The following is a 19,725-nucleotide window of genomic DNA, read 5'->3' on the forward strand; positions in this document are numbered from 1 at the left end:
GCTGTCAGCCTTTCAGATTTTTGACGGCGATGGCCGCGCCAGGCGCCGATCGGCGATAGGAAAGCGCCCGGCCGGTATCCCCGCATCCCGGCGGATGGCGAATTCCGCCGTCATCGTGCGTCTCCGGTCTTCATGAACGCTAGCATCCGTCTCAGCGATGCACACCCATCTGCGCGGTCAGACCGCCATCGATCGGCAGGACGACGCCGGTGAGATAGGCGGCCGGTTCGCTCATCAGGAAGGCGGCGACGCCCGCGATCTCCTCGGGCCGGGCGAAGCGGCCGGCCGGGATCTGGCCTTCCATCTTCTCGCGATAGGCGGCGTAGGGTGCCATCATGTCGGTGTCGACGAAGCCCGGCGCTATGACGTTGACGGTGACGCCGCGCTTGCCGGTCTCGATCGCGAGCGTCTTGGCATAGGAGATCAGCGCCCCCTTGGAGGCGGCATAGGCGGCGTTGCCGGGATTGCCGCGCAGCGCCGCGACCGAGCCGATGGCGACGATGCGGCCGGCGCGGGCGCGGATCATCGCCCGCATCACGGTCTTGGCGATGCGCGTGAAGGCCCAGAAATTGACCTGCATCGCGGCTTCGGCCTTGTCCTGCGCCATCATCGCCGCGAGCGCGTCATAGGGCTGGCCGGCATTGTGGACGAAGCCGAAATAGCTCTCCGCCTCGCGCTCCTCGCAGAAGCCGTCCAGCGCCGCCTTATCCGCCAGATCGAGCGGCAGCGCGCGGATCTCGCGGCCCTGATGCGCGGATGCAACCGCCTCGGCCAGAGCGAGGGCCTGGTCGCGGGACGAGCGATAGGTGAAATCGACATCGTGACCGGACGCCGCCAGGGCCCGGACGATCGCGGCGCCGACGCCCTTGGCGCCGCCAGTCACCAGAATCCGGCTCATGCCGCGTCGGGCCCGGCGGTGAGGACGAGGCAGGTGTTCTGCCCGCCGAAGCCGAAGGAGTTGGAGAGTACCGTCCGCACTGTCGCGTCGCGCGCCGTATTGGGCACGACGTCGAGCGGGATCGCCGGATCCGGATTCCGGTAGTTGATGGTCGGCGGGATGCGGCCATTGGCGATGGTCAGGAAGGAGATCACCGCCTCCACCGCGCCGGCCGCCGTCAGCGTATGGCCGAGCATGGATTTGTTGGAGGAGATCGGCAGCGTCGCCATGCGCTCGCCGAACACGGCGGCACAGCTCATCGCCTCCATCTTGTCGTTCTCCGGCGTCGAGGTGCCATGGGCGTTGACGTAATCGACGTCCCCGGGGTTCAGCCCGGCATCGGCCAGCGCATCCTGCATGGCGAGGATCGCCGGCTTGCCGTCGGGGCTCGAGCGCGTGCGATGGAAACCGTCGCCGCGTTCGCCGCAGCCGGCGACGATGCCGAGGATGGTGGCGCCGCGCGCCAGCGCATGGTCGTAATCCTCCAGCACCAGCGCGCCGGCGCCCTCGCCCATGACGAAGCCGTCGCGATTCTTGGAGAAAGGCTTGGCGGCGGCTTCCGGCGGATCGTTCTGGGTCGACAGCGCCGATAGCAGCGAGAAGCGCACCAGCGATTCCGCGCTGACCGAGCCATCCGTGCCGATGCACAGCGCGGCGGCCGTCTCGCCGCGGCGGATCGCCTCGACCCCCATCTGGATCGCCGTCGCGCCGGAGGAACAGGCGGTCGAGAGCGAGATCGGCGAGCCCTTGGTGCCGAAGCGCTCGGCGATGTGGTCGGCGACGGCGCCGAACAGGAAGAGCTCGTGAAACGGCTTGTGGCGATGGCCGGCCGCGGTGGCGAGCAGGCCGTCATAATCGACATCGCCAGAGATGGCCTGCGCCAATTCCTGCTTCTGGCGCCATTCCATCTCGACGGGCGGCACGGCCATGAAGAGCTCGCCTGGAAAATCCCCGGGCTGGCCGAGGCCGCTCTGGCCGATCGCCTCCTCGGCGGCCAGGGTCGCCAGCTTCTCCGAGAGCTCCGGCGCGGAGACCGGGCCGTCGAACAGGAAATCGACGGTGCCGGCGATGGTGGTGCGCAGCCCCTCGATCGGGAAGCGGGTGATGCGGTGGATGCCGGAGCGGCCGGCGGTCAGCCCGTCCCAATTCGCCTGCTTGCCCTGGCCGAGCGAGGTGACGATGCCGAGGCCGGTGACGGCGACGATCGGCCGGCCCTTGGCGTCGCGATGCTGTGTGCTCATGGCTTCACCCTCACGCTGCAACCAGATGGGCGGCGCCCTCGCCGCGCCAATGCCCGGCCCCGGTGACGATCGCATCGCGCGTCTGCCCGGCGGCGATCGCCGCAGCGGCCAGAGCGACCGCGATCGGGAAGGCGGCCTCCAGCGCATGGCCGACGAGATCGCCGGAGGCGATCAGGCGCGCGGCGCCGGAGCGCTTCAGCGCCGCCTCCTCCTCCGCCGTCACGCCGGCCGCACCGCTGGCGGCGGAGATGGCGAGCCTGTTCTGGTCTCCCGCGCCGAACCCGGCGAGCAGCCCGGCCAGCGCCTGCTCGACCGAGCCGGGCCGGCGCCGGCTGCGCGTCGCGCCGACCGCGGCGAGCCGCGCATGGATCGTGGCGCCGCGGGCCCTGGCATGCTCCGCCGGCTCGAGCACCAGGAAGGCGGCGGCGCTGCCGCTGATGATGCCGGGGCCGTCCTCGCGCGCGAAGACCGGCGCGAAACCGCCCTTGCGCAGATAGCCGCCGGCCTCGAGCAGCAGCAGCATGTCGCGCCGCTCGGCATTATAGGCGCCGCCGACGAGCATGACGTCTGCCTGGCCCGCCGCGATCCGGGCATGGGCGGTGCGGATCGCGTCGACGCCGGCCTGCTCCTCGCCCATGAAGGTGCGGGAGGCGCCGGTGATGCCGTGGACGATGCCGATATTGCCGGCGAGCAGGTTGGAGAGCTGCGCCAGGAACAGGGTCGGCCGCAGATCGCTCATCAGCCGCTCGTTGAGATAGGCGCCGGCATCGTTGGCGCCGCGCATGCCGGTCAGGATGGCGGAATCGACCGCATGGTCGCGCTCGCCGCCGCCGGCCGCGACGATGACCTGCAGCAGGCTCTTGGCCTGCGCGTCCTCCTTCAGCCCGGCATCGTCCAGGGCGAGCCCCGCGGCATAGACGCCGAGGCGCTGCCAGGGCTCCATCTGGCGCTGGTCGGATTTCTTGGGGATCTGCCGGTCGAGCTCGAGCGGCTTCAGCGGGTGGACCGGATAGGGCGCGAAGCTCTCGGTATCGACATGGGGGGCCGGCGGGTCGGCCAGCGCCGCGGCATGCAGCGCCATGCCCTCGCCGAGGCTGGAGGCGAGGCCGATGCCAGTGATGACGACGTCGCGCTGGATCATCGGGCAGGCTCCGGCTGCAGGCCGATCTTCTGGATGCGCGCATCCATCAGCCTGCGCATATCGGCGGGAAAGGGCATCAGGCGGAAGCGCAGCTCCGCATCGCAGATCGGCTTGCCGGCGATGGTGATCTTCGCCCGGGTCGCCGCATAGCCGGAGCCTTCGATCACCAGCTCGGCCTCGACGTCGAGCACCGCCTCGGGCTCGACGAAGGTGCGGAAGCGCGCCTTGTCGACGGTCATCAGGAACGGCATTTGCGTCAGCCCGTTCAGGGCGAGCAGCAGATAGCCGGAGGCCTGCGCCATGGTCTCGGTCAGCAGCACGCCCGGCACCAGCGGGTGGCCGGGGAAATGCCCCTCGAAGACCGGCGTCTCGGTCGCGCCCGGCACGGTCGAGCGGGTGACGATGCGCTTCTGCGCCGGCTCGAATGCCACGACCGTGTCGATCATGTCGAAATATTCGAGGCGCATGCGGTTCCAATCGTCACGGGGCGCGCCGGAGGCTCGGCGCGCGAGGACAGGCCCGGATGCCGGCCCTGTCGCGGCTATGCTCTAACGGGTGCGGCGCCCCGGCTCAAGGCAGGGACGCCGGCGAGGCCGAACGGAGATGCGATCGCCGCCCCGATTCCATCCCGGCAGGCCGCTCCGCGGGCGGCGCTGCTTCGGTTGGCGTGGCGGCGGGCTGGTGACGATGCGACGTCAGGCCTTCTTGGCGGCGGCCAGCTCGTCGATGCGGCGGCACAGATTCTCGAGCACGAAATACTGCTCGGCCGGGGCCTTGCCCTCGTTCACTTCCTGCGTCCACTGCTCGAGCGGCAGCTTGATGCCGAAGGCCTTGTCGATGGCGAAGGCGATGTCGAGGAAGGCCAGCGAGTCGATGCCGAGATCGTCGATGGCATGGCTCTGGGGCGTGATCTTCTCGCGCGGAATGTCGCAGGTCTCCGAAATGATTCCGGCGACCGTCTCGAATGTGGCGGACATGCGGGTGCTCCCGTCTGGTGTCGATGATGGCGGTTGGCATCCGGACGCGGGGATCCCAGCGTCTGCCCCAGGCCCCCCGCCGAGGAAGGTTGTGACGCCCCCTTACACCGCGAGGCGGGATTGGACAACCACGGCTGCTCTGCTCATGAAGAAGGGGCCCGAGGGCCCCTTCCGTTCGCGCCGGCGCTTTGCCTGCCTCAGGCGGCGAGGCCGCGCAGCACATAGTGCAGGATGCCTTCGTTCCTGAAGTAGTCGATCTCGTCCAGCGTATCGATGCGGCAGAGGATCGGGACTTTCTTGACCTTGCCGTCGGCGGAGGTGATCTCGGCCTCCAGCATCTGGCGCGGCTTGACGGTGGCGAGGCCCTTGATCGTCACGGTCTCGTCGCCCTTCAGGTCGAGCGAGGCCCAGCTCGTGCCCTCCGGCAGGGTGAAGGGCACCACGCCCATCCCGACGAGGTTCGAGCGGTGGATGCGCTCGAAGCTCTGCGCGATGACGGCCTTGACCCCGAGCAGATTGGTGCCCTTGGCCGCCCAGTCGCGCGAGGAGCCATTGCCGTATTCGACGCCGGCGAAGACGACCAGCGGCACCTTCTCCTGCTGGTAGCGCATCGCCGCGTCGTAGATCGGCAGCTCTTCCTTGCTGGGGTAGTGGATGGTGTAGCCGCCCTCGCGGCCATTGGGCCCCATCATGTGGTTGCGGATGCGGATATTGGCGAAGGTGCCGCGCATCATCACCTCGTGATTGCCGCGCCGCGTGCCGTACTGGTTGAAGTCGGCGACGTCGACGCCGTGCTCCATCAGATATTTGCCCGCGGGCGAGGCGGCCTTGATCGAACCGGCCGGGGAGATGTGGTCGGTGGTGATCTTGTCGCCGAACAGGCCCAGGATGCGCGCGCCGACGACATCGGTGACGGCCGGCGGCTGCTTGCCAATGCCGCGGAAATAGGGCGGGTTCTGGACATAGGTGGATTCGTCTTCCCAGGCATAGGTCTGGCCGACCGGGACCTTGACGGCCTGCCAATTGGCGTCGCCCTTGAAGACATCGGCGTATTTGGCCTTGAAGATCGCCTTGGTGACGTTCTTGGTGATGAAGGCCTGGATCTCCTTGTTGCTCGGCCAGATGTCCTTCAGGAACACCGGCTTGCCGGCCCGGTCGACGCCGAGCGGCTCGCTGGTCAGGTCGATCTGCACCGAACCCGCCAGCGCATAGGCGACGACCAGCGGCGGCGAGGCGAGGTAGTTCGCCTGCACGTCGGGCGAGACGCGGCCCTCGAAATTGCGGTTGCCGGAGATCACCGCCGCCGCGATCAGCCCCTGATCGTTGATGGTCTTGGAGATCTCGGCCGGGAGCGGGCCGGAATTGCCGATGCAGGTGGTGCAGCCGAAGCCGACCAGGTTGAAGCCGAGCGCGTCGAGATCGGTCTGCAGCCCCGCCTTGGCGAGATATTCGGCGACGACCTGCGAGCCCGGAGCCAGCGAGGTCTTCACCCAGGGCTTGACCTTCAGCCCCCTGGCGACGGCATTGCGGGCGAGCAGGCCGGCGGCCATCAGCACCGAGGGGTTGGAGGTGTTGGTGCAGGAGGTGATGGCGGCGATGACGACGTCGCCATGGCCGAGATCGAAGTTCTTGCCCTCGACCTTGACGCGGCGCGACAGCTCGACGCCCTTCTTGTACTCGCTCTCCATGGCGGCGGCGAAGCCGGCCTTGATCGAGCCGAGATCGGCGCGGCCCTCGGGGCGCTTGGGGCCGGCCATCGAGGCCTGGACCGTTGAGAGATCGAGCTCCAGCGTATCGGTGAACACCGGATCGGGCATGGAGCGGGTGGCGAAGAGCCCCTGCGCCTTGGCGTATTTCTCGACCAGCGCGACGCGGCCGGCCTTGCGGCTGGTGGTCTCGAGATAGTTCAGCGTCTCCTCGTCGACCGGGAAGAAGCCGCAGGTCGCGCCGTATTCCGGGCCCATATTGGCGATGGTCGCGCGGTCCGCCAGGGTCAGCGCATAGAGGCCGGGACCGAAGAACTCGACGAATTTGCCGACCACGCCCTTCTTGCGCAGCATCTGGGTGACGGTGAGGACGAGGTCGGTGGCGGTGATGCCCTCGCGCAGCTTGCCGGTGAATTTGAAGCCGATCACCTCGGGCAGCAGCATGGATTGCGGCTGGCCGAGCATGGCGGCTTCCGCCTCGATGCCGCCGACGCCCCAGCCGAGGACGGCGAGGCCGTTGACCATGGTGGTGTGCGAATCCGTGCCGACGACCGTGTCGGGATAGGCGACCTCGACGGTCTCCGTCACCTTGCCCTTCTTCACCTTCTCCTTGGTGGTCCAGACGGTCTGGGCGAGATATTCGAGATTGACCTGGTGGCAGATCCCGGTGCCGGGCGGCACCACCCGGAAATTGTCGAAGGCGCCCTGGCCCCATTTCAGGAAGCGATAGCGCTCGCCATTGCGCTGGTATTCGAGGTCGACATTCTGCTTCAGCGCCTTGGGCGAGCCGAATTCGTCGACGATGACGGAATGGTCGATGACGAGGTCGACCGGGACCAGCGGGTTGATCTTCTTGGGGTCGCCGCCGAGCGCCTTGACGCCGTCACGCATCGCGGCGAGGTCGACGACGGCGGGCACGCCGGTGAAATCCTGCATCAGCACGCGGGCGGGGCGGAAACCGATCTCCTTGCCGGCCTTGCCCTTGTCGGAGAGCCAGGCGACGAAGGCCTCGATATCGGTCTTGGTGACGGAGCGGCCATCCTCGAAGCGCAGCAGGTTCTCGAGCAGGACCTTCATCGAGAAGGGCAGGCGGGAAATGCCGTCCAGGCCATTCTTCTCGGCGGTCTTGAGGGAGTAATAGACATATTTCTTGGTGCCGACGGTCAGCGTCTTGCGGCACTTGAAGGAATCGAGCGAAGCCATGCGGACGGATCCTGATCAAGGGGTTGCGGTCGCGGTTCGAGGAACCTTACGGTCCGTCGAATCGAAGGCCTGATGCGCAGGTCGCGCGCGCCGCCCCGGGAGTGCCCGAGCCCCGCGCCGGATCGGCGTGCGGCGTAGCCACGCGCTCTATAGATCAATTCCAAGAAGCCCGCTACATGGTCGAAAGGCCTGCGGGACGGGAAACTTTGGGGAAGAGGCGGAGCGGTCGGCCAGTGTCAGAACCCCACCGGTTTGCGCCCCTGAGGCTCCGCGCCAGCGGGCTCGCCTGTCGCCGCGGCGGCCGGCTGATCTTCGAGGATCTCAGCTTCGCGCTGGCCGGCGGCGAGGCGCTGGCGCTGACCGGGCGCAACGGCGCCGGCAAATCGAGCCTGATCGCCATGCTCTGCGGGCGGCTGCGGCCGGCGGCGGGGGAGGTGGCGCTCGACGGCGCGGACGATGCGCCGCTGGCCGAGCTCAGCCATCTCGTCGGCCATCGCGACGGGCTCAAGACCGCGCTGACGGCGCAGGACAATCTCGGTTTCGCGCAGGATTGCCTCGGCGATCCCGGGCTGACGCCGCTGGCGGCGCTGGAGCGGGTCGGCCTGCCGCATGTCGCGGCGCTGCCCGTCGGCTATCTCTCGGCCGGGCAGCGGCGGCGGGTGGCGCTGGCGCGGCTGCTGGTGGCGCGCCGGCCCTTCTGGCTGCTGGACGAGCCGATGTCGGCGCTGGATCTGGCGGCGCAGGCGATGCTCTCAGGGCTGATGCAGGAGCATTGCCGCATGGGCGGTGCGATCCTCGCCGCGACGCATGGCCCGCTCGGCCTGGCCGAGGCGCGCGAACTCAGGATCGGCGCATGAGCCGGGCCTTCATCGCGATCCTCAGGCGGGATCTGGCGCTGGCGGCGCGGGCCGGCGGCGGCGGCGAATTGGCGCTGGTCTTCTTCCTGACCATCATCGTGCTGGTGCCCTTCGCGCTCGGCCCGGATCTCAACCTGCTTTCGCGGATCGGGCCGGCCATCCTCTGGATCGGGGCGCTGCTGTCGATGCTGATCGGGCTCGACCGGCTGTTCCAGAGCGACGAGGAGGATGGCTCGCTCGATCTGATCCGCGCCTCGGCGCTGCCGCTCGAACTCGCGGTGCTGGCCAAGGGGCTGGCGCATTGGCTGGTGACGGGGCTGCCGCTGGCGCTGGCCGCGCCGCTGCTCGGCCTGCTGGTCGCGCTGCCCGGCGCGGCGATGGCGCCGGTGGCGGGGACCCTGCTGGTCGGCACGCCGGCCCTGAGCTTCATCGGCGCGGCCGGGGCGGCGCTGACCGCGAGCCTGCGCCGCGGCGGGCTGATCCTGCCGGTGCTGGTCGCGCCGCTGACCATTCCCGTCCTGATCTTCGGCGTCTCCGCCTCGAACAGCGCGCTCGGCGGCACCATCCCCTTCCTCACCCCTTTCCTGATCCTCTGCGCGCTGTCGCTGCTGGCGATCGTGGTCGGGACCGTGGCGGCCGCGGCGGCGCTCAGGCAGGCGGAATGAGGCTGCCTGCGACGCCGGGGCGAGATTGTCCGGCCCTCGCGCTGTTGCTACATGCTGACGCGACCAATCAAAAGAAAGGCCGCCCGCCGCGCCATGGCTAGCCTGATCGAACTGGCGAATCCGACACGCTTCATGCGCCTCTCGGCCGTTCTGTTGCCCTGGATGCTGGGTGCGATGGCGCTCGCTCTGGCCGTCGGATTCTATCTCGCCTGGTTCGTCGCACCGGCCGACTACCAGCAGGGCGAGACCATCCGCATCATGTTCGTGCATGTGCCGGCCGCCTGGCTGGCGCTGATGTTCTATTCGATGATGGCGCTGTCCGGCATCGGCACGCTGGTCTGGCGCCATCCGCTGGCGGATGTCGCGCAGAAGGCGGCGGCGCCGATCGGTGCCTGCTTCGCGCTGATCTGCCTCTTGACCGGGGCGTTCTGGGGCAAGCCGATGTGGGGCACCTATTGGGTGTGGGACGCCAGGCTCACCTCGATGCTGGTGCTGCTGCTGATCTATCTCGGCATCATCGCGCTGTGGCGCACGCTGGACGATCCGTCGCGCGCCGGACGGGCGGTGGCGATCCTGACGCTGATCGGCTTCGTCAACATCCCGATCATCAAATTCTCGGTCGATTGGTGGAACACGCTGCACCAGCCCGCCTCGGTCTTCCGCATGGGCGGGCCGACCATCCACCCCTCGATGCTCTGGCCGCTGCTGATCCTGGCGCTCGGCTTCACGCTGCTCGGGCTGAGCCTGCATCTGATCGCGATGCGCGCCGAGATCATGCGGCGGCGGGTGCGGACGCTGACCATTCTGGAGGCCGAGCGCCTCGACCGGCTGGCGGCCCAGGGCGCGCCGGCATGAGCGCGCTCGGTCCCCATGCCGGCTTCATCCTGGCGTCCTATGCGGCGGTGGTGCTGGTGCTCGGCGGGCTGATCGCGGCGGTGCTGCGCGATCACGCGGCGCAGAAACGGGCGCTGGCGGCGCTCGAGCAGCGCGGCGCCGGGCGGCGCTCCGACAGGGCCGCGTCATGAGCGCGCCGCAGCTGCCTGCCGAGCCCGAAGCGGGGCGGCGCTCCAGGCTGGTCTTCCTGATTCCGCTCCTGCTGTTCGGCGGGCTGGCGCTGCTGTTCCTGATCGGCCTCTACCAGGGCGACGCCTCGAAAGTGCCCTCGGCGCTGATCGGCAAGCCGGCGCCGGCGATCACGCTCGCGCCGCTGGAGGGGCTGCAGCGCGACGGCCGGCCGGTGCCGAGCTTCGGCATGGACGATCTCCGCGGCCGCGGCACCATCGTCAACGTATTCGCGAGCTGGTGCGCGCCCTGCCGGGTGGAGCATCCCTTCCTCGTCGCCTTGTCCGAGGCGCCGGCGGTCAAGGCCGGGCGGGTGGCGCTGCTCGGCATGAACTACAAGGACGAGCCGGAGAACGCCCGCCGCTTCCTCGGCGCGCTGGGCAATCCGTTTTCCGCCGTCGGCACCGATAGTGCGGGCCGCGCCGCGATCGAATGGGGGGTTTATGGCGTGCCGGAGACCTTCGTGATCGGCCCGGACGGCCGCATCCTCGAGAAGCATGTGGGGCCGATCGACGGCGCCGCCGCTTCGCGGCTGCTGGCGCGCGCGACCGCGGGGAAGTAGGAGCCGGGCCGCCGGCTTGCTCCGCGGGACCGTGCCGGCTCAGGCCGCCATCAGGCTGTCGAACAGAGCGCGGCCATCGGTGCCGCCGGTCAGCGAATCGATCAGGTTCTCGGGGTGAGGCATCAGGCCGAGCACGTTCAGCCCCGGGGAATAGATCCCGGCGATGCCGTTCAGCGAACCGTTCGGGTTGGTCTCAGGCGCGACCCGGCCCTGCGCGTCGCAATAGCGGAAGGCGACGAGCCCTTCGCCCTCCAGCCGCGCCAGCGTCTCGGCATCGGCGATGTAATTGCCTTCGCCATGGGCGATGCAGACATCGATCACCTGCCCCTTGCGGTAGCGACGGGTGAAGGCGGTGTCGGCCCGCTCCACCGTCAGATGCTGGCGGCGGCAGACGAATTTCAGATCGGCGTTGCGCACCAGGATGCCGGGCAGCAGGCCCGCCTCGCAGATGATCTGGAAGCCGTTGCAGATGCCGAGGACGAGCCCGCCGCGGGCGGCATGGGCGCGGGTCGCGTCCATGATGTTGGCGCGGGCCGCAATGGCGCCGGTGCGCAGGTAATCGCCATAGGAAAACCCGCCGGGCACCACGACCAGATCGGTACCGGCCGGCAGATCCGTATCGGCATGCCAGACGGGCACGACCTCGGCCCCGGCGAGCCTCAGCGCGCGGCTGACATCGCCATCGCGGTTGGAGCCGGGAAAGGTGATGACGGCGGCTTTCATGGGCTCATCCTCCAGGGCTTTCGCGCAGCCGCGCGGCTGCGGCGGCCGGCAGCGTCGATCAACCCGTGATCTCGACGCGGTAATTCTCGATGACGGTATTGGCGAGGAGCTTGTCGCAGGCCGTCTTGAGCGCGGCCTCGGCCGCCGCCTGGTCCGAGCCGGAGAGCTCGATATCGAACAGCTTGCCCTGGCGTACCGACTCGACGCCGGCGATCCCGAGCGATTTCAGCGCGCCTTCGATGGCCTTGCCCTGCGGGTCGAGCACGCCGGTCTTGAGGGTGACGGTGACGCGGGCTTTCATGAGGCTCTCCGGAGCGGCTTGATTGCGCGTGGCTTAGCGGCGAATCGCTGCCGGCTCAACCTCTTCAGGCGAATCAGCGGCTCTGCCAGGTGGCGGCCGCATCCTGCCTCGCCCTCTCGGCATCGGGGCTGACGGCGAGAGCCACCACCAGCCGGCCTTCGCTGCGACCATAGAGAATGGCGGTCGCCGCGCTCTTGCCGCCGTCGCCGGCGGTGATCTCGACGAGCAGGCCCTTGCCGTCCCGCTCCGAGAACCGCGCCACCGCAGTGGCGGATTTCGGCCGCGCCGCGGGTCTGGCCGCCGCCCCGCCCTTGCCAGAGCTGTCCTCGCGTCGGGTGGGCGCCGCGAAGGCGCGGGCCAGACGCAGCGGGTCGGAATCCAGCGCCCTTTCCATCTCGCTCGCCTGCGCGCCCTCGAAGGCGAGCAGCGCCGCGAAGCCCGGCCGGGCGCAGCTGTCGCGCGGGCAGATCGAGATCGCCTTGGCGCTGACCCCGTCGTTCAGCACCCAGGCCTTGATCGGCAGAGGGCGCCAGCCCGCATCATAGGGCAGCGCCGCGATCGGCCAGTCCCAATGATTGCTGCAGCCGCCGAGCCCGAGGAGGATGGCCAGGACCACAGCAAAACGGGAGCGCGAAGGCCCCCGTTCACTCACACCGATGGCGGCCGTGCCGGACACGGATCCGCGCTACTGCACCAGTCGCGGACCGGCCGGGCCGGCCTTTTCGTTCTCGCCGAGAATGCCGAGGCGGCGCGCCACCTCCGTATAGGCTTCGATCAGCCCGCCCATGTCGCGGCGGAACCGGTCCTTGTCCATCTTGTCCTTCGACTTGATGTCCCAGAGCCTGCAGGAATCGGGGCTTATCTCGTCGGCGACGACGATCCGCATCATCTCCCCCTCCCAGAGGCGGCCGCATTCCATCTTGAAATCGACGAGGCGGATGCCGGCGCCGAGGAACAGGCCCGAGAGGAAATCATTGACGCGGATGGCGAGCGCCATGATGTCGTCGATCTCCTGCGGCGTCGCCCAGCCGAAGGCGGTGATGTGCTCTTCCGAGACCATCGGGTCGTTCAGCGCGTCGTTCTTGTAGTAGAACTCGATGATCGAGCGCGGCAGCTGCGTGCCCTCTTCGAGGCCGAGCCGCGTCGCCAGCGAACCGGCGGCGACGTTGCGGACCACCACTTCGAGCGGAATGATCTCGACCTCGCGGATGAGCTGCTCGCGCATGTTCAGCCGGCGAATGAAGTGCGTGGGCACGCCGATATCGTTGAGATTGGAGAAGATGTGCTCGGAGATGCGGTTGTTGAGCACACCCTTGCCGTCGATCACTTCATGCTTCTTCGCATTGAAGGCCGTCGCGTCGTCCTTGAAATGCTGGATCAGCGTACCCGGCTCCGGACCCTCATAGAGGACCTTCGCCTTGCCTTCGTAAATGCGACGGCGGCGATTCATGGGGATGTACCGTGGCTTGAGGAAATCCAAAGGTCGGCCTTTCTTCGGTCGCGGTCACCCGCGGCGGGATCGGGGCCCTGATCGGCCGAATCAACGCGGGCTCGCGCCGATTCCGAACCAAACGGAACCAGACTAGCCCGTGCCGTCGACCGGCTCAATGCGCCGCCGGCCAGATGAGGCCGACGTTGCGAGCGCTATATGGGGCTTCTGCACTTTAAACGCAACAAATCCACCGCCGGCGGCGCTGCGATCGGCTCTGGCCCTGCGGCAGGGGACCGCCTATATGGCTGCTGTTGCCTTCCGCGCCGCCAGGCCGGGGCCTGCAAGAGGATAGTGACCGCATGACGACGTTCGACCAGCGCAAGGACGCCTTCGAGAACCGGTTCGCGCATGATGAGGAGCTTCGCTTCAAGGCGACGGCGCGGCGCAACAAGCTGCTCGGCCTCTGGGCCGCGGAGAAGCTCGGCAAGAGCGGCGCCGATGCCGAGGCCTATGCCAAATCCGTGGTGGTGGCCGATTTCGAGGAAGCCGGCGACGAGGATGTGGTGCGCAAGCTGCGCACCGATTTCGCGGCCGCCTCGGTCAGCGTCGACGAGATCGAGATGCGCCGGGTGATGACCGAGCTGCTGGTCCGCGCCGCCGAAGAGGTCCAGGCCGGCCGCTGAACGACGGGCGATTGTCGCCCGCGCATTGCGTGTCTGAAACGGGCGCATGGGCGCCCGTTTGCTTTTCTGACGCGCTCCGGTTCAACGTGGAAGACCCGCCGCAGAAGAGCGGGCCCCTGGACCGGATGACACGCCCCATGCCCCAGCCTTCCGCCACGCCGACCCCGATCACCAAGCCGACGATCCTCGCCTCGCTGGCGGCGCGCCTGGCCGGGGGCGATACGATCCTGTCCGCCTGGTGCGGCATCGCCGACCCCGTGATCAGCGGCATGCTGGCGCAGGAGGGCTTCGACGCGGTGACGCTCGACATGCAGCATGGCCCGATCACGCTCGGCGAGGTGATCAGGGCGATCCCGCTGATCAACGCCGCCGGCAAGCCGGCCTTGGCGCGGACCCCGGTCGGCGAGTTCCAGAACGTCTCGAAACTCTTCGATTCCGGCGTCTCCGGCGTGATCGCGCCGATGATCAACACGATGGAGGATGCGCGGGCCTTCGCCGCTTCCGCCAAATACCCGCCGATGGGCGAGCGCAGCTGGGGCAGCTATGGCGGGCTCAGCGCCTCGGGGCTCGATCCCAACGCCTATCTGCGCGAAGCCAACGGCTTCTCGATGACCTTCGCGATGATCGAGACGCGCGAGGCGATGGCGATCCTCGACGAGATCCTGGCGCTGCCGGGCATCGACGCCGTCTTCGTCGGGCCCTCGGATCTGTCGATCGCCCTGTCGGGCGGGACACAGGTCGATGCCACCGCTCCCGAAGTCGACGAGGCGATCGGGCACATCGTCGCCCGGGCCTCCGCGGTCGGCAAGCCGGTCGCGGTCTATGCGCAGTCGCCGGAGCGAGCCAAGGATTTCTACCGGCTCGGCGCAAAAATGGTGACGCTGATGAGCGACACGGTCATGCTGCGCAGCGGTGCCCAGGCCGCGATCAGGGGCGTCAGGGGCTGACCACGCCCTCGCGCGTCTTGAGCACGGCATAATAGGCCCAGAGCAGCCGCGCCGCGACGCCGCGCCAGGGCCGCCAGGCCTCGGCCATCACGGCGAGCTCGGCCGCGCGCGGCCGGGCGGCCAGGGCGAAACCCTGGCGGGCGGCCTCCTGGATGGCGAGGTCGCCGGAGGCGAAGCCGTCGCGATGGCCGATGCAGAACAGCAGATAGATATCCGCCGTCCAGGGGCCGATGCCGGAGATCGCCTGCATCTGCAGATGGACCTGTTCCGGGCTCTGGCCGACGAGCCCGTCGAGATCGAGCCGGTTTTCCGCGAGCGCCGCGGCCAAGGCGAGCAGCGTCCGCTGCTTCGGCCGCGACAGGCCGGAGAGGCGCATGTCGTCGTCGCTCGCGGCGAGAACCCGCTCCGGGGTCAGCGGCCGGAACACCGCCTCGACCCGGCTCCAGACGGCCTGGGCGCTGGCGACAGAGAGCTGCTGGCCGATGATGATCCGGGTCAGCCCCGCGAAACCGCCCGGATTGCGGCGCAGCGGGGGCACGCCGGTGCGGGCGACGATCTCCCGCCAGGCGGGATCGAGGGCGGAGAGATGCGCCATCCCCTCTTCGAGATCGGCCAGGCAGGTGATCAGCGGCAGCGGCATCGATTCGGGACAGGCTTCCATGGCAGCATAGAATGGGGAGGGGGCGGGCCAGGCTCTGGCAGCAGCCTGAACCCGCCATGATTCGCGTTCAAGTTGGCGCCGTGCCGAGATAGGCCCCGGATGCCCTCGGCCCCGAAACCCGTTACACCGGCGCCATGACCCCAGGCCTGCCCGACGCCGCGCCCGTCTTCCGCTTCGCGCCGAGCCCGAACGGGCGGCTGCATCTCGGCCATGCGCTGTCGGCGCTGACCAATGAGCGGCTGGCGCGGAGCATGGGCGGGCGCCTGCTGCTGCGGATCGAGGATATCGACTTGAGCCGCTGCCGCCCGGAGTTCGACCAAGCGATCGGCGAGGATCTGGCCTGGCTCGGCCTGCGCTTCGACGGCGAGCTGCGCCGGCAATCGCAGCATTTCGCCGATTACGCCGCGGCGCTGCGGAATCTGGTCGATCAGGGCCTGGCCTATCCCTGTTTCTGCACCCGCCAGGCGATTCGCCGCGCCGTGGCGCAGCGCGAAGCCGAGCGCGGCGCAGCCTGGCCGGTGGATCCCGATGGCGCGCCGCTCTATCCCGGCACCTGCCGGTGCCTCGGCGAGCGGGACCGTCTCGACCGCATGGCGGCTGGCGCGCCGTTTCAATGGCGGCTCGACATGGCGCGGGCCTGCGCCCGGGCGAGGAGCCTGCAGCCTGCGCCCCTGACCTATGGGATGTTCGCGGCGACGGGGGCCACCCTCGACCCCGTGCCGGTCGATCCGGAGCGCTGGGGGGATGTCGTGCTGGCGCGCAAGGACACGCCGACCAGCTATCACCTCTCCGTCGTGGTCGATGATGCGCTGCAGGGGGTGACCCATGTGGTGCGCGGCCGCGATCTCGAGGCCGCGACCGAGATCCATGTGCTGCTGCAACGCCTGCTCGGCCTGCCGACGCCGCTCTATCATTTCCATCCGCTGCTGACCGACGCCAGCGGCCAGAAACTCGCCAAGAGCCGGGGTTCCAGGAGCCTCGCCTCCCTGCGCGCCGAGGGTGTGACGGCGGAGGCGCTGCGCCGGCAGCTCGGCTTCGGCTGACGCGCCGCTCACCCCACGCCGAGCCAGGTCAGCCAGGCCGCGGTGGTGACGAGGGAGAGCGCCGTGGAGAGCGCGATGGCGCTCGACGCATCGGCCACGCCCTGGCGATAGCGTTCGGCGAAGAGATAGGCGTTGATGCCGCAGGGGCAGGCGGCGAAGAGCACCGCGACGCCGGACCAATGCGGCGGCATCTGGAAGAGCTTCGTCGCGAGGAGATAGACGATCAGCGGATGCAGGCCGAGCTTGAGCCCGCTGAGCACCGCCGGCAGGCCCCAGGAGGAGACGCCATAGCGCCGCAGCGCGATGCCGAGGCTGATCAGCGCGCAGGGCACGGCCGCGCCGGCGATCAGGTCGATGATCGTCCAGGCCGGAGCGGGAATCAGCGCGACGAAGGGGCGGGCGGCCGAGCCGAGCAGGATGCCGAGGATGATCGGGTTGGTGAAGAGCCGCCTCGTGAGCAGGCCTAGCGAGGTGGCGCGCCCCTCCGCCAGCAGGGTCGCGACGGTCATGGTCACCGGCAGATGCACCGCCAGCAGCAGGCCGAGCGGCACGGCCCCGGCCTCGCCATAGGCCTTCAGGATCATCGGGATGCCGACGAAGACCGTGTTGGACTGGGCGGCCGCGAAGCCGGAAACGACGAGCTCCGGCCCCCGCCGCGAAAAGACCCGGCGCGCCACCAGCATGGCGAGCGCCCAGACGATGGCGAGCCCGCTGAAATAGGCGATCCAATAGCCCCCGGGCTGCGATGTCGGGATGTCGGCCTTGGCCAGCGTCCGGAACAGCAGGCAGGGCACGGCCAGCACGAAAACGAAATCGGAGAGGCCCTCGCCGGTCGTCTCGCGCACGAGCTTCGTCCAGCGCGCGGTATAGCCGAGCGCGATCAGGCCGAAGACCGGCAAGACGACGAGGAGCGAGGCGAGCATAAGACGGGGCCGCGGGCGAGGGAGGCGTCTGGGGAGCGGGAGGCTAATAGGCTGTCCCGGTGTCGCCTCGCCGCCATCCTGTCAAGCGCGGGCTCTGGCGGCAGGGCACCTGCGCGGGCGCCCGCGCCGGCGGATCAGGGGCGCAGCTGCGCCAGCGCGCCGCCGGCCTTGACGATCAGCCCCTGGATCTCGTCGCGCTGGCGCTTGAACTCGGCCAGCACCCGGCCGCCGAGCTCGCGGCCGCGCGGGACGCGGATCTTCATCGGATTGACGAAATTGCCGTTGACCAGCACCTCGTAATGCAGATGCGGCCCGGTCGAGAGCCCGGTCGAGCCGAGATAGCCGATGACCTGGCCCTGGCGCACCTTCGCCCCCGGCGCGATGCCCTTGGCGAAAGCCGATTGGTGGGAATAGGTGGTGACATAGCCATTGGCGTGCTGGATCTCGACGCGCCGGCCATAGCCCGAATCCCAGCCGGCCTTGATCACCGTGCCGTTGCCGGCGGCGAGGATCGGCGTGCCGATCCGGTTGGCCCAGTCGATGCCGGTATGCATCTTGGAATAGCGCATGATCGGGTGGTAGCGCATGCCGAAGCCCGAGCGCATCTCGCCGTCGCTGATCGGCTTGCGCAGCAGGAATTTCTTGAGCGAGCGCCCCTCATCGTCGAAATAATCGATCAGCCCGTCCTCGGGCGACAGGAAGCGGAAGACGCGGCGGGTCTCGCCGCCCACCGTCAGCGAGGCCGAGAGGATTTCGGCGCGCTCGCCCTCATCCTCTTCGGTGAAGATCACCTCCATGGCGTCGCCGCCGCGGACGCGCTGCTGGAAATCCAGATCATAGGAGAAGATCCGCACCAGCTCGTCGATCAGGGGGCGCGGCAGATCATGGCGCAGCCCGGTCTCGTAGAGGCTCTCATAGAGACGCGCGCCGCCGGTGCTGTCCTCCTCCTCGATCTCCTCGCCCTCGGGGCCGATCGCCTTGCGGGTGCCGCGCAGCGGGCCGACGACGTCGCTGCGCGGCAGCGCGACGGAGACGAAGGCGCCGGCATCGTTGATCGCGACCGTGCCGTCGGGCTGGCCGCCGGTGAGGAAGGTGACGCGGACGATCTGGCGCGGATTGCCCGGCCCGGGACCGGGCGCATAGAGAACCTGCAGGACCTGGCCGTCGGGCAAAGCCGCGACCCGGACCTTGCCGGCGAAGGCCTGGATCATCGCGCGGATCTGGTCGGGAGCGGCGCCGGCGGCGCGCATCACCTGCTCGAAATTCTCGCCGCGGCGGGCGACGATCAGCTTGTCCTCGACCAGCGGCTCGCGCGATGCGGCGATCGGGGTCTTGGGAGCGCTCGTGACGTTCTCGGGGACGACCCGGACCTCGATGCCGGAGAAGCGCGGGCTGTCGGTGGCGGGGGCATAGCCGAGCAGCGCATCGGGCTGGGCGGCGGCGGTGCCGCTCAAGGTGCGGCTCAGCATCAGCTGTGGCGGGATCGGCAGCGGCGCCTGGCGCCCGGCGGCGGCGAGATTGGCGCGCTCCTCCTCGATCTGGGTGATCACCTCGGCATCGCCGAGCCGCGCGCGGCCGGGCGGGATCGTGACCTCCGACAGGTCGCGCTTGACGATGGTGACGTCGGCATCGGGCACGTCGACCGTCGGCTCCGCATAGCGCTCCGCCGGCTGGCCGCCTTCCGCGAACAGGCGCAGCGGATTGAAGGGCGGGACATTGGTGGCGTAGACGCCGGTGGTCAGGGACAGGCTGGAGGCGAGGCGCACGAAGGGGCGCACCTTGATCACCTCGCGGTCGCCGATGCGCTGGGACATCGGGGCGCGCGCCGCATGGCGGGCCGACAGCACGGGCTGGTCGGCGACCAGCTTGTCGCCCTTGCGGGCGCCACCGCCCGTGCCGGCGGCGGAGGAGGCGCGGGCGGTCACCCGCTCGGGCTGTTCGGGATGGCTGGTGTCGCCGCGCATCGCGACCAGAATCGCCGCGCCGAGCAGCGCCGCGCCGCAGGAGCCGACCAGCGTGCAGGCGAAGAGCCAGCGCAGGGAGACGCCGCGACGATCCTGCACATGCGCCTGGGCGCCCTCGGGCTGGATCGGCGGCTCGATGCCGAGATCGACGAGCAGAGCGGCGGCCTCGGCTGCGAGCGGCTCGGCTGGCAGGTCGAAATCGGGCTGCGCATTCATCGCTGGTCGTCTTGCATCGCTGGGTCTTGTGTCCGTCTCGTCCGGGCTCGCTCGCGCAGGCGACGGAGGCGACCATGCCCGGCCGCAACCGCCAAATCAATCGCGCAGGAGCGCGCGATGGCCCGCCCGATCCGGCCGCCGGTTTTTGCTCTGCTCGGCGATTGCGGCTGTTTTGCGGGCGAAACGCCCAGGCGCGGCGAGTTCGGCAGCGGATACAGGCGCGAAAACCGCGCCGGGACGGGCAAAATCGAGCGCTGTCGAAAAAACTTCAAAAACCGTGTTGACACCGGAAAGCCCGTTCCCCTATACAGCGGCCATCGAGACGGCGACGCCGCTGGCGCCGCCCTCTCCCCCGCTTCTCCCAAGCGCAGGGCCTTTGTAGCCGACCAGATCGGCGCAAAACTCTGTCTGTCGAAGCGACCGCTGTTTGAAAACTGAAGACAGAAAGAGAAACGTGGACGGCGTTGTTCTTGCGGTCTGT

22 protein-coding genes are annotated in these 19,725 nt (G+C 69.2%); 9 read left to right on the top strand and 13 right to left on the bottom strand.

The genetic code is table 11. The annotated features are described in order from the left end of the window. Nucleotides 1–151: 151 nt before the first annotated feature. The 6 genes from ASG72_RS05975 to acnA form a co-directional block, all read right to left on the bottom strand. Nucleotides 152–898, bottom strand: coding sequence for an SDR family oxidoreductase (locus ASG72_RS05975; RefSeq protein ID WP_056710123.1), 747 nt, complete (start codon nucleotides 896–898; stop codon nucleotides 152–154). After that, the gene (locus tag ASG72_RS05980; RefSeq protein WP_056710124.1) at nucleotides 895–2,178 is read right to left on the bottom strand and encodes a beta-ketoacyl-ACP synthase; all 1,284 of its coding nucleotides are present in this window, start codon (nucleotides 2,176–2,178) and stop codon (nucleotides 895–897) included. The genes ASG72_RS05975 and ASG72_RS05980 overlap by 4 nt, the downstream gene beginning before the upstream one ends. A 10-nt stretch (nucleotides 2,179–2,188) precedes the next feature. Beyond that, nucleotides 2,189–3,319 (bottom strand): beta-ketoacyl-ACP synthase, encoded by a 1,131-nt coding sequence (locus ASG72_RS05985; RefSeq protein WP_056710125.1) that lies wholly within the window; start codon nucleotides 3,317–3,319, stop codon nucleotides 2,189–2,191. Next, entirely contained in the window at nucleotides 3,316–3,786 is a 471-nt protein-coding gene (locus ASG72_RS05990; protein ID WP_056710126.1) for a 3-hydroxyacyl-ACP dehydratase FabZ family protein, read from the bottom strand. The genes ASG72_RS05985 and ASG72_RS05990 overlap by 4 nt, the downstream gene beginning before the upstream one ends. Nucleotides 3,787–4,014: 228 nt before the next feature. Then, nucleotides 4,015–4,296, bottom strand: coding sequence for an acyl carrier protein (locus ASG72_RS05995; protein ID WP_056710128.1), 282 nt, complete (start codon nucleotides 4,294–4,296; stop codon nucleotides 4,015–4,017). A 197-nt stretch (nucleotides 4,297–4,493) separates the two neighbouring features. Next, nucleotides 4,494–7,205 carry an aconitate hydratase AcnA gene (acnA, locus tag ASG72_RS06000; RefSeq protein WP_056710130.1) on the bottom strand — a complete coding sequence of 904 codons (2,712 nt, stop codon included), beginning with the start codon at nucleotides 7,203–7,205 and terminating at the stop codon, nucleotides 4,494–4,496. 233 nt (nucleotides 7,206–7,438) lie between these two features. Between acnA and ccmA the strand changes: the two genes are divergently transcribed. From ccmA to ASG72_RS06020, 5 genes are all read left to right on the top strand, one after another. Continuing rightward, nucleotides 7,439–8,062 (top strand): heme ABC exporter ATP-binding protein CcmA, encoded by a 624-nt coding sequence (gene ccmA, locus ASG72_RS06005; RefSeq protein ID WP_244488721.1) that lies wholly within the window; start codon nucleotides 7,439–7,441, stop codon nucleotides 8,060–8,062. Next, nucleotides 8,059–8,727, top strand: coding sequence for a heme exporter protein CcmB (ccmB, locus tag ASG72_RS06010; protein WP_056710132.1), 669 nt, complete (start codon nucleotides 8,059–8,061; stop codon nucleotides 8,725–8,727). The genes ccmA and ccmB overlap by 4 nt, the downstream gene beginning before the upstream one ends. A gap of 93 nt (nucleotides 8,728–8,820) precedes the next feature. Next, entirely contained in the window at nucleotides 8,821–9,582 is a 762-nt protein-coding gene (locus ASG72_RS06015) for a heme ABC transporter permease (protein ID WP_056710134.1), read from the top strand. Beyond that, entirely contained in the window at nucleotides 9,579–9,752 is a 174-nt protein-coding gene (ccmD, locus tag ASG72_RS20260) for a heme exporter protein CcmD (protein WP_082540131.1), read from the top strand. Before ASG72_RS06015 ends, ccmD begins: the two co-directional genes overlap by 4 nt. Then, entirely contained in the window at nucleotides 9,749–10,351 is a 603-nt protein-coding gene (locus tag ASG72_RS06020) for a DsbE family thiol:disulfide interchange protein (protein WP_056710136.1), read from the top strand. The genes ccmD and ASG72_RS06020 overlap by 4 nt, the downstream gene beginning before the upstream one ends. A 39-nt stretch (nucleotides 10,352–10,390) precedes the next feature. Here ASG72_RS06020 and purQ read toward each other — a convergent pair whose 3' ends face one another. The 4 genes from purQ to purC form a co-directional block, all read right to left on the bottom strand. Next, nucleotides 10,391–11,074: a phosphoribosylformylglycinamidine synthase subunit PurQ gene (gene purQ, locus ASG72_RS06025; protein ID WP_056710139.1), complete on the bottom strand. Its 684-nt coding sequence runs from the start codon at nucleotides 11,072–11,074 to the stop codon at nucleotides 10,391–10,393. Between the two features lie 58 nt (nucleotides 11,075–11,132). Further along, entirely contained in the window at nucleotides 11,133–11,375 is a 243-nt protein-coding gene (gene purS / locus ASG72_RS06030; protein WP_056710141.1) for a phosphoribosylformylglycinamidine synthase subunit PurS, read from the bottom strand. Nucleotides 11,376–11,448: 73 nt separating this feature from the next. Beyond that, entirely contained in the window at nucleotides 11,449–11,991 is a 543-nt protein-coding gene (locus ASG72_RS06035) for a hypothetical protein (RefSeq protein WP_056710143.1), read from the bottom strand. A gap of 69 nt (nucleotides 11,992–12,060) precedes the next feature. Then, complete coding sequence (purC, locus tag ASG72_RS06040) at nucleotides 12,061–12,855, bottom strand: phosphoribosylaminoimidazolesuccinocarboxamide synthase (RefSeq protein WP_056710145.1); 795 nt, start codon at nucleotides 12,853–12,855, stop codon at nucleotides 12,061–12,063. A gap of 311 nt (nucleotides 12,856–13,166) precedes the next feature. Between purC and ASG72_RS06045 the strand changes: the two genes are divergently transcribed. Then, on the top strand, nucleotides 13,167–13,490 hold the full coding sequence (locus ASG72_RS06045) for a DUF1476 domain-containing protein (protein WP_056710147.1): 324 nt from the start codon (nucleotides 13,167–13,169) through the stop codon (nucleotides 13,488–13,490). 137 nt (nucleotides 13,491–13,627) lie between these two features. Beyond that, nucleotides 13,628–14,437 carry an aldolase/citrate lyase family protein gene (locus ASG72_RS06050; protein ID WP_056710149.1) on the top strand — a complete coding sequence of 270 codons (810 nt, stop codon included), beginning with the start codon at nucleotides 13,628–13,630 and terminating at the stop codon, nucleotides 14,435–14,437. Here the strand turns inward: ASG72_RS06050 and ASG72_RS06055 are convergent. Further along, a complete protein-coding gene (locus ASG72_RS06055) occupies nucleotides 14,427–15,098 on the bottom strand; it encodes a DNA-3-methyladenine glycosylase (RefSeq protein ID WP_056710150.1) in 672 nt (223 codons plus the stop codon). The genes ASG72_RS06050 and ASG72_RS06055 overlap by 11 nt on opposite strands. Nucleotides 15,099–15,232: 134 nt before the next feature. Here ASG72_RS06055 and gluQRS point away from each other — a divergent pair, with 134 nt between their 5' ends. Beyond that, entirely contained in the window at nucleotides 15,233–16,141 is a 909-nt protein-coding gene (gluQRS, locus tag ASG72_RS06060) for a tRNA glutamyl-Q(34) synthetase GluQRS (RefSeq protein ID WP_056710151.1), read from the top strand. Between the two features lie 8 nt (nucleotides 16,142–16,149). On the opposite strand, the gene ASG72_RS06065 is transcribed toward gluQRS, so the two are convergent. Both ASG72_RS06065 and ASG72_RS06070 read right to left on the bottom strand, forming a co-directional pair. Next, a complete protein-coding gene (locus tag ASG72_RS06065) occupies nucleotides 16,150–17,064 on the bottom strand; it encodes an AEC family transporter (protein WP_056710153.1) in 915 nt (304 codons plus the stop codon). Nucleotides 17,065–17,198: 134 nt separating this feature from the next. Beyond that, nucleotides 17,199–19,244, bottom strand: a complete 2,046-nt coding sequence (locus ASG72_RS06070; RefSeq protein WP_056710156.1) for a M23 family metallopeptidase — start codon at nucleotides 19,242–19,244, stop codon at nucleotides 17,199–17,201. Between the two features lie 117 nt (nucleotides 19,245–19,361). Here ASG72_RS06070 and ASG72_RS20630 point away from each other — a divergent pair, with 117 nt between their 5' ends. Continuing rightward, nucleotides 19,362–19,682 (top strand): hypothetical protein, encoded by a 321-nt coding sequence (locus ASG72_RS20630; RefSeq protein ID WP_156395829.1) that lies wholly within the window; start codon nucleotides 19,362–19,364, stop codon nucleotides 19,680–19,682. Nucleotides 19,683–19,725 lie beyond the last annotated feature (43 nt).

The sequence above is a fragment of the Allobosea sp. Leaf344 genome (assembly GCF_001426225.1).
In the GTDB taxonomy this organism is placed as follows: Bacteria; Pseudomonadota; Alphaproteobacteria; order Rhizobiales; family Beijerinckiaceae; genus Allobosea.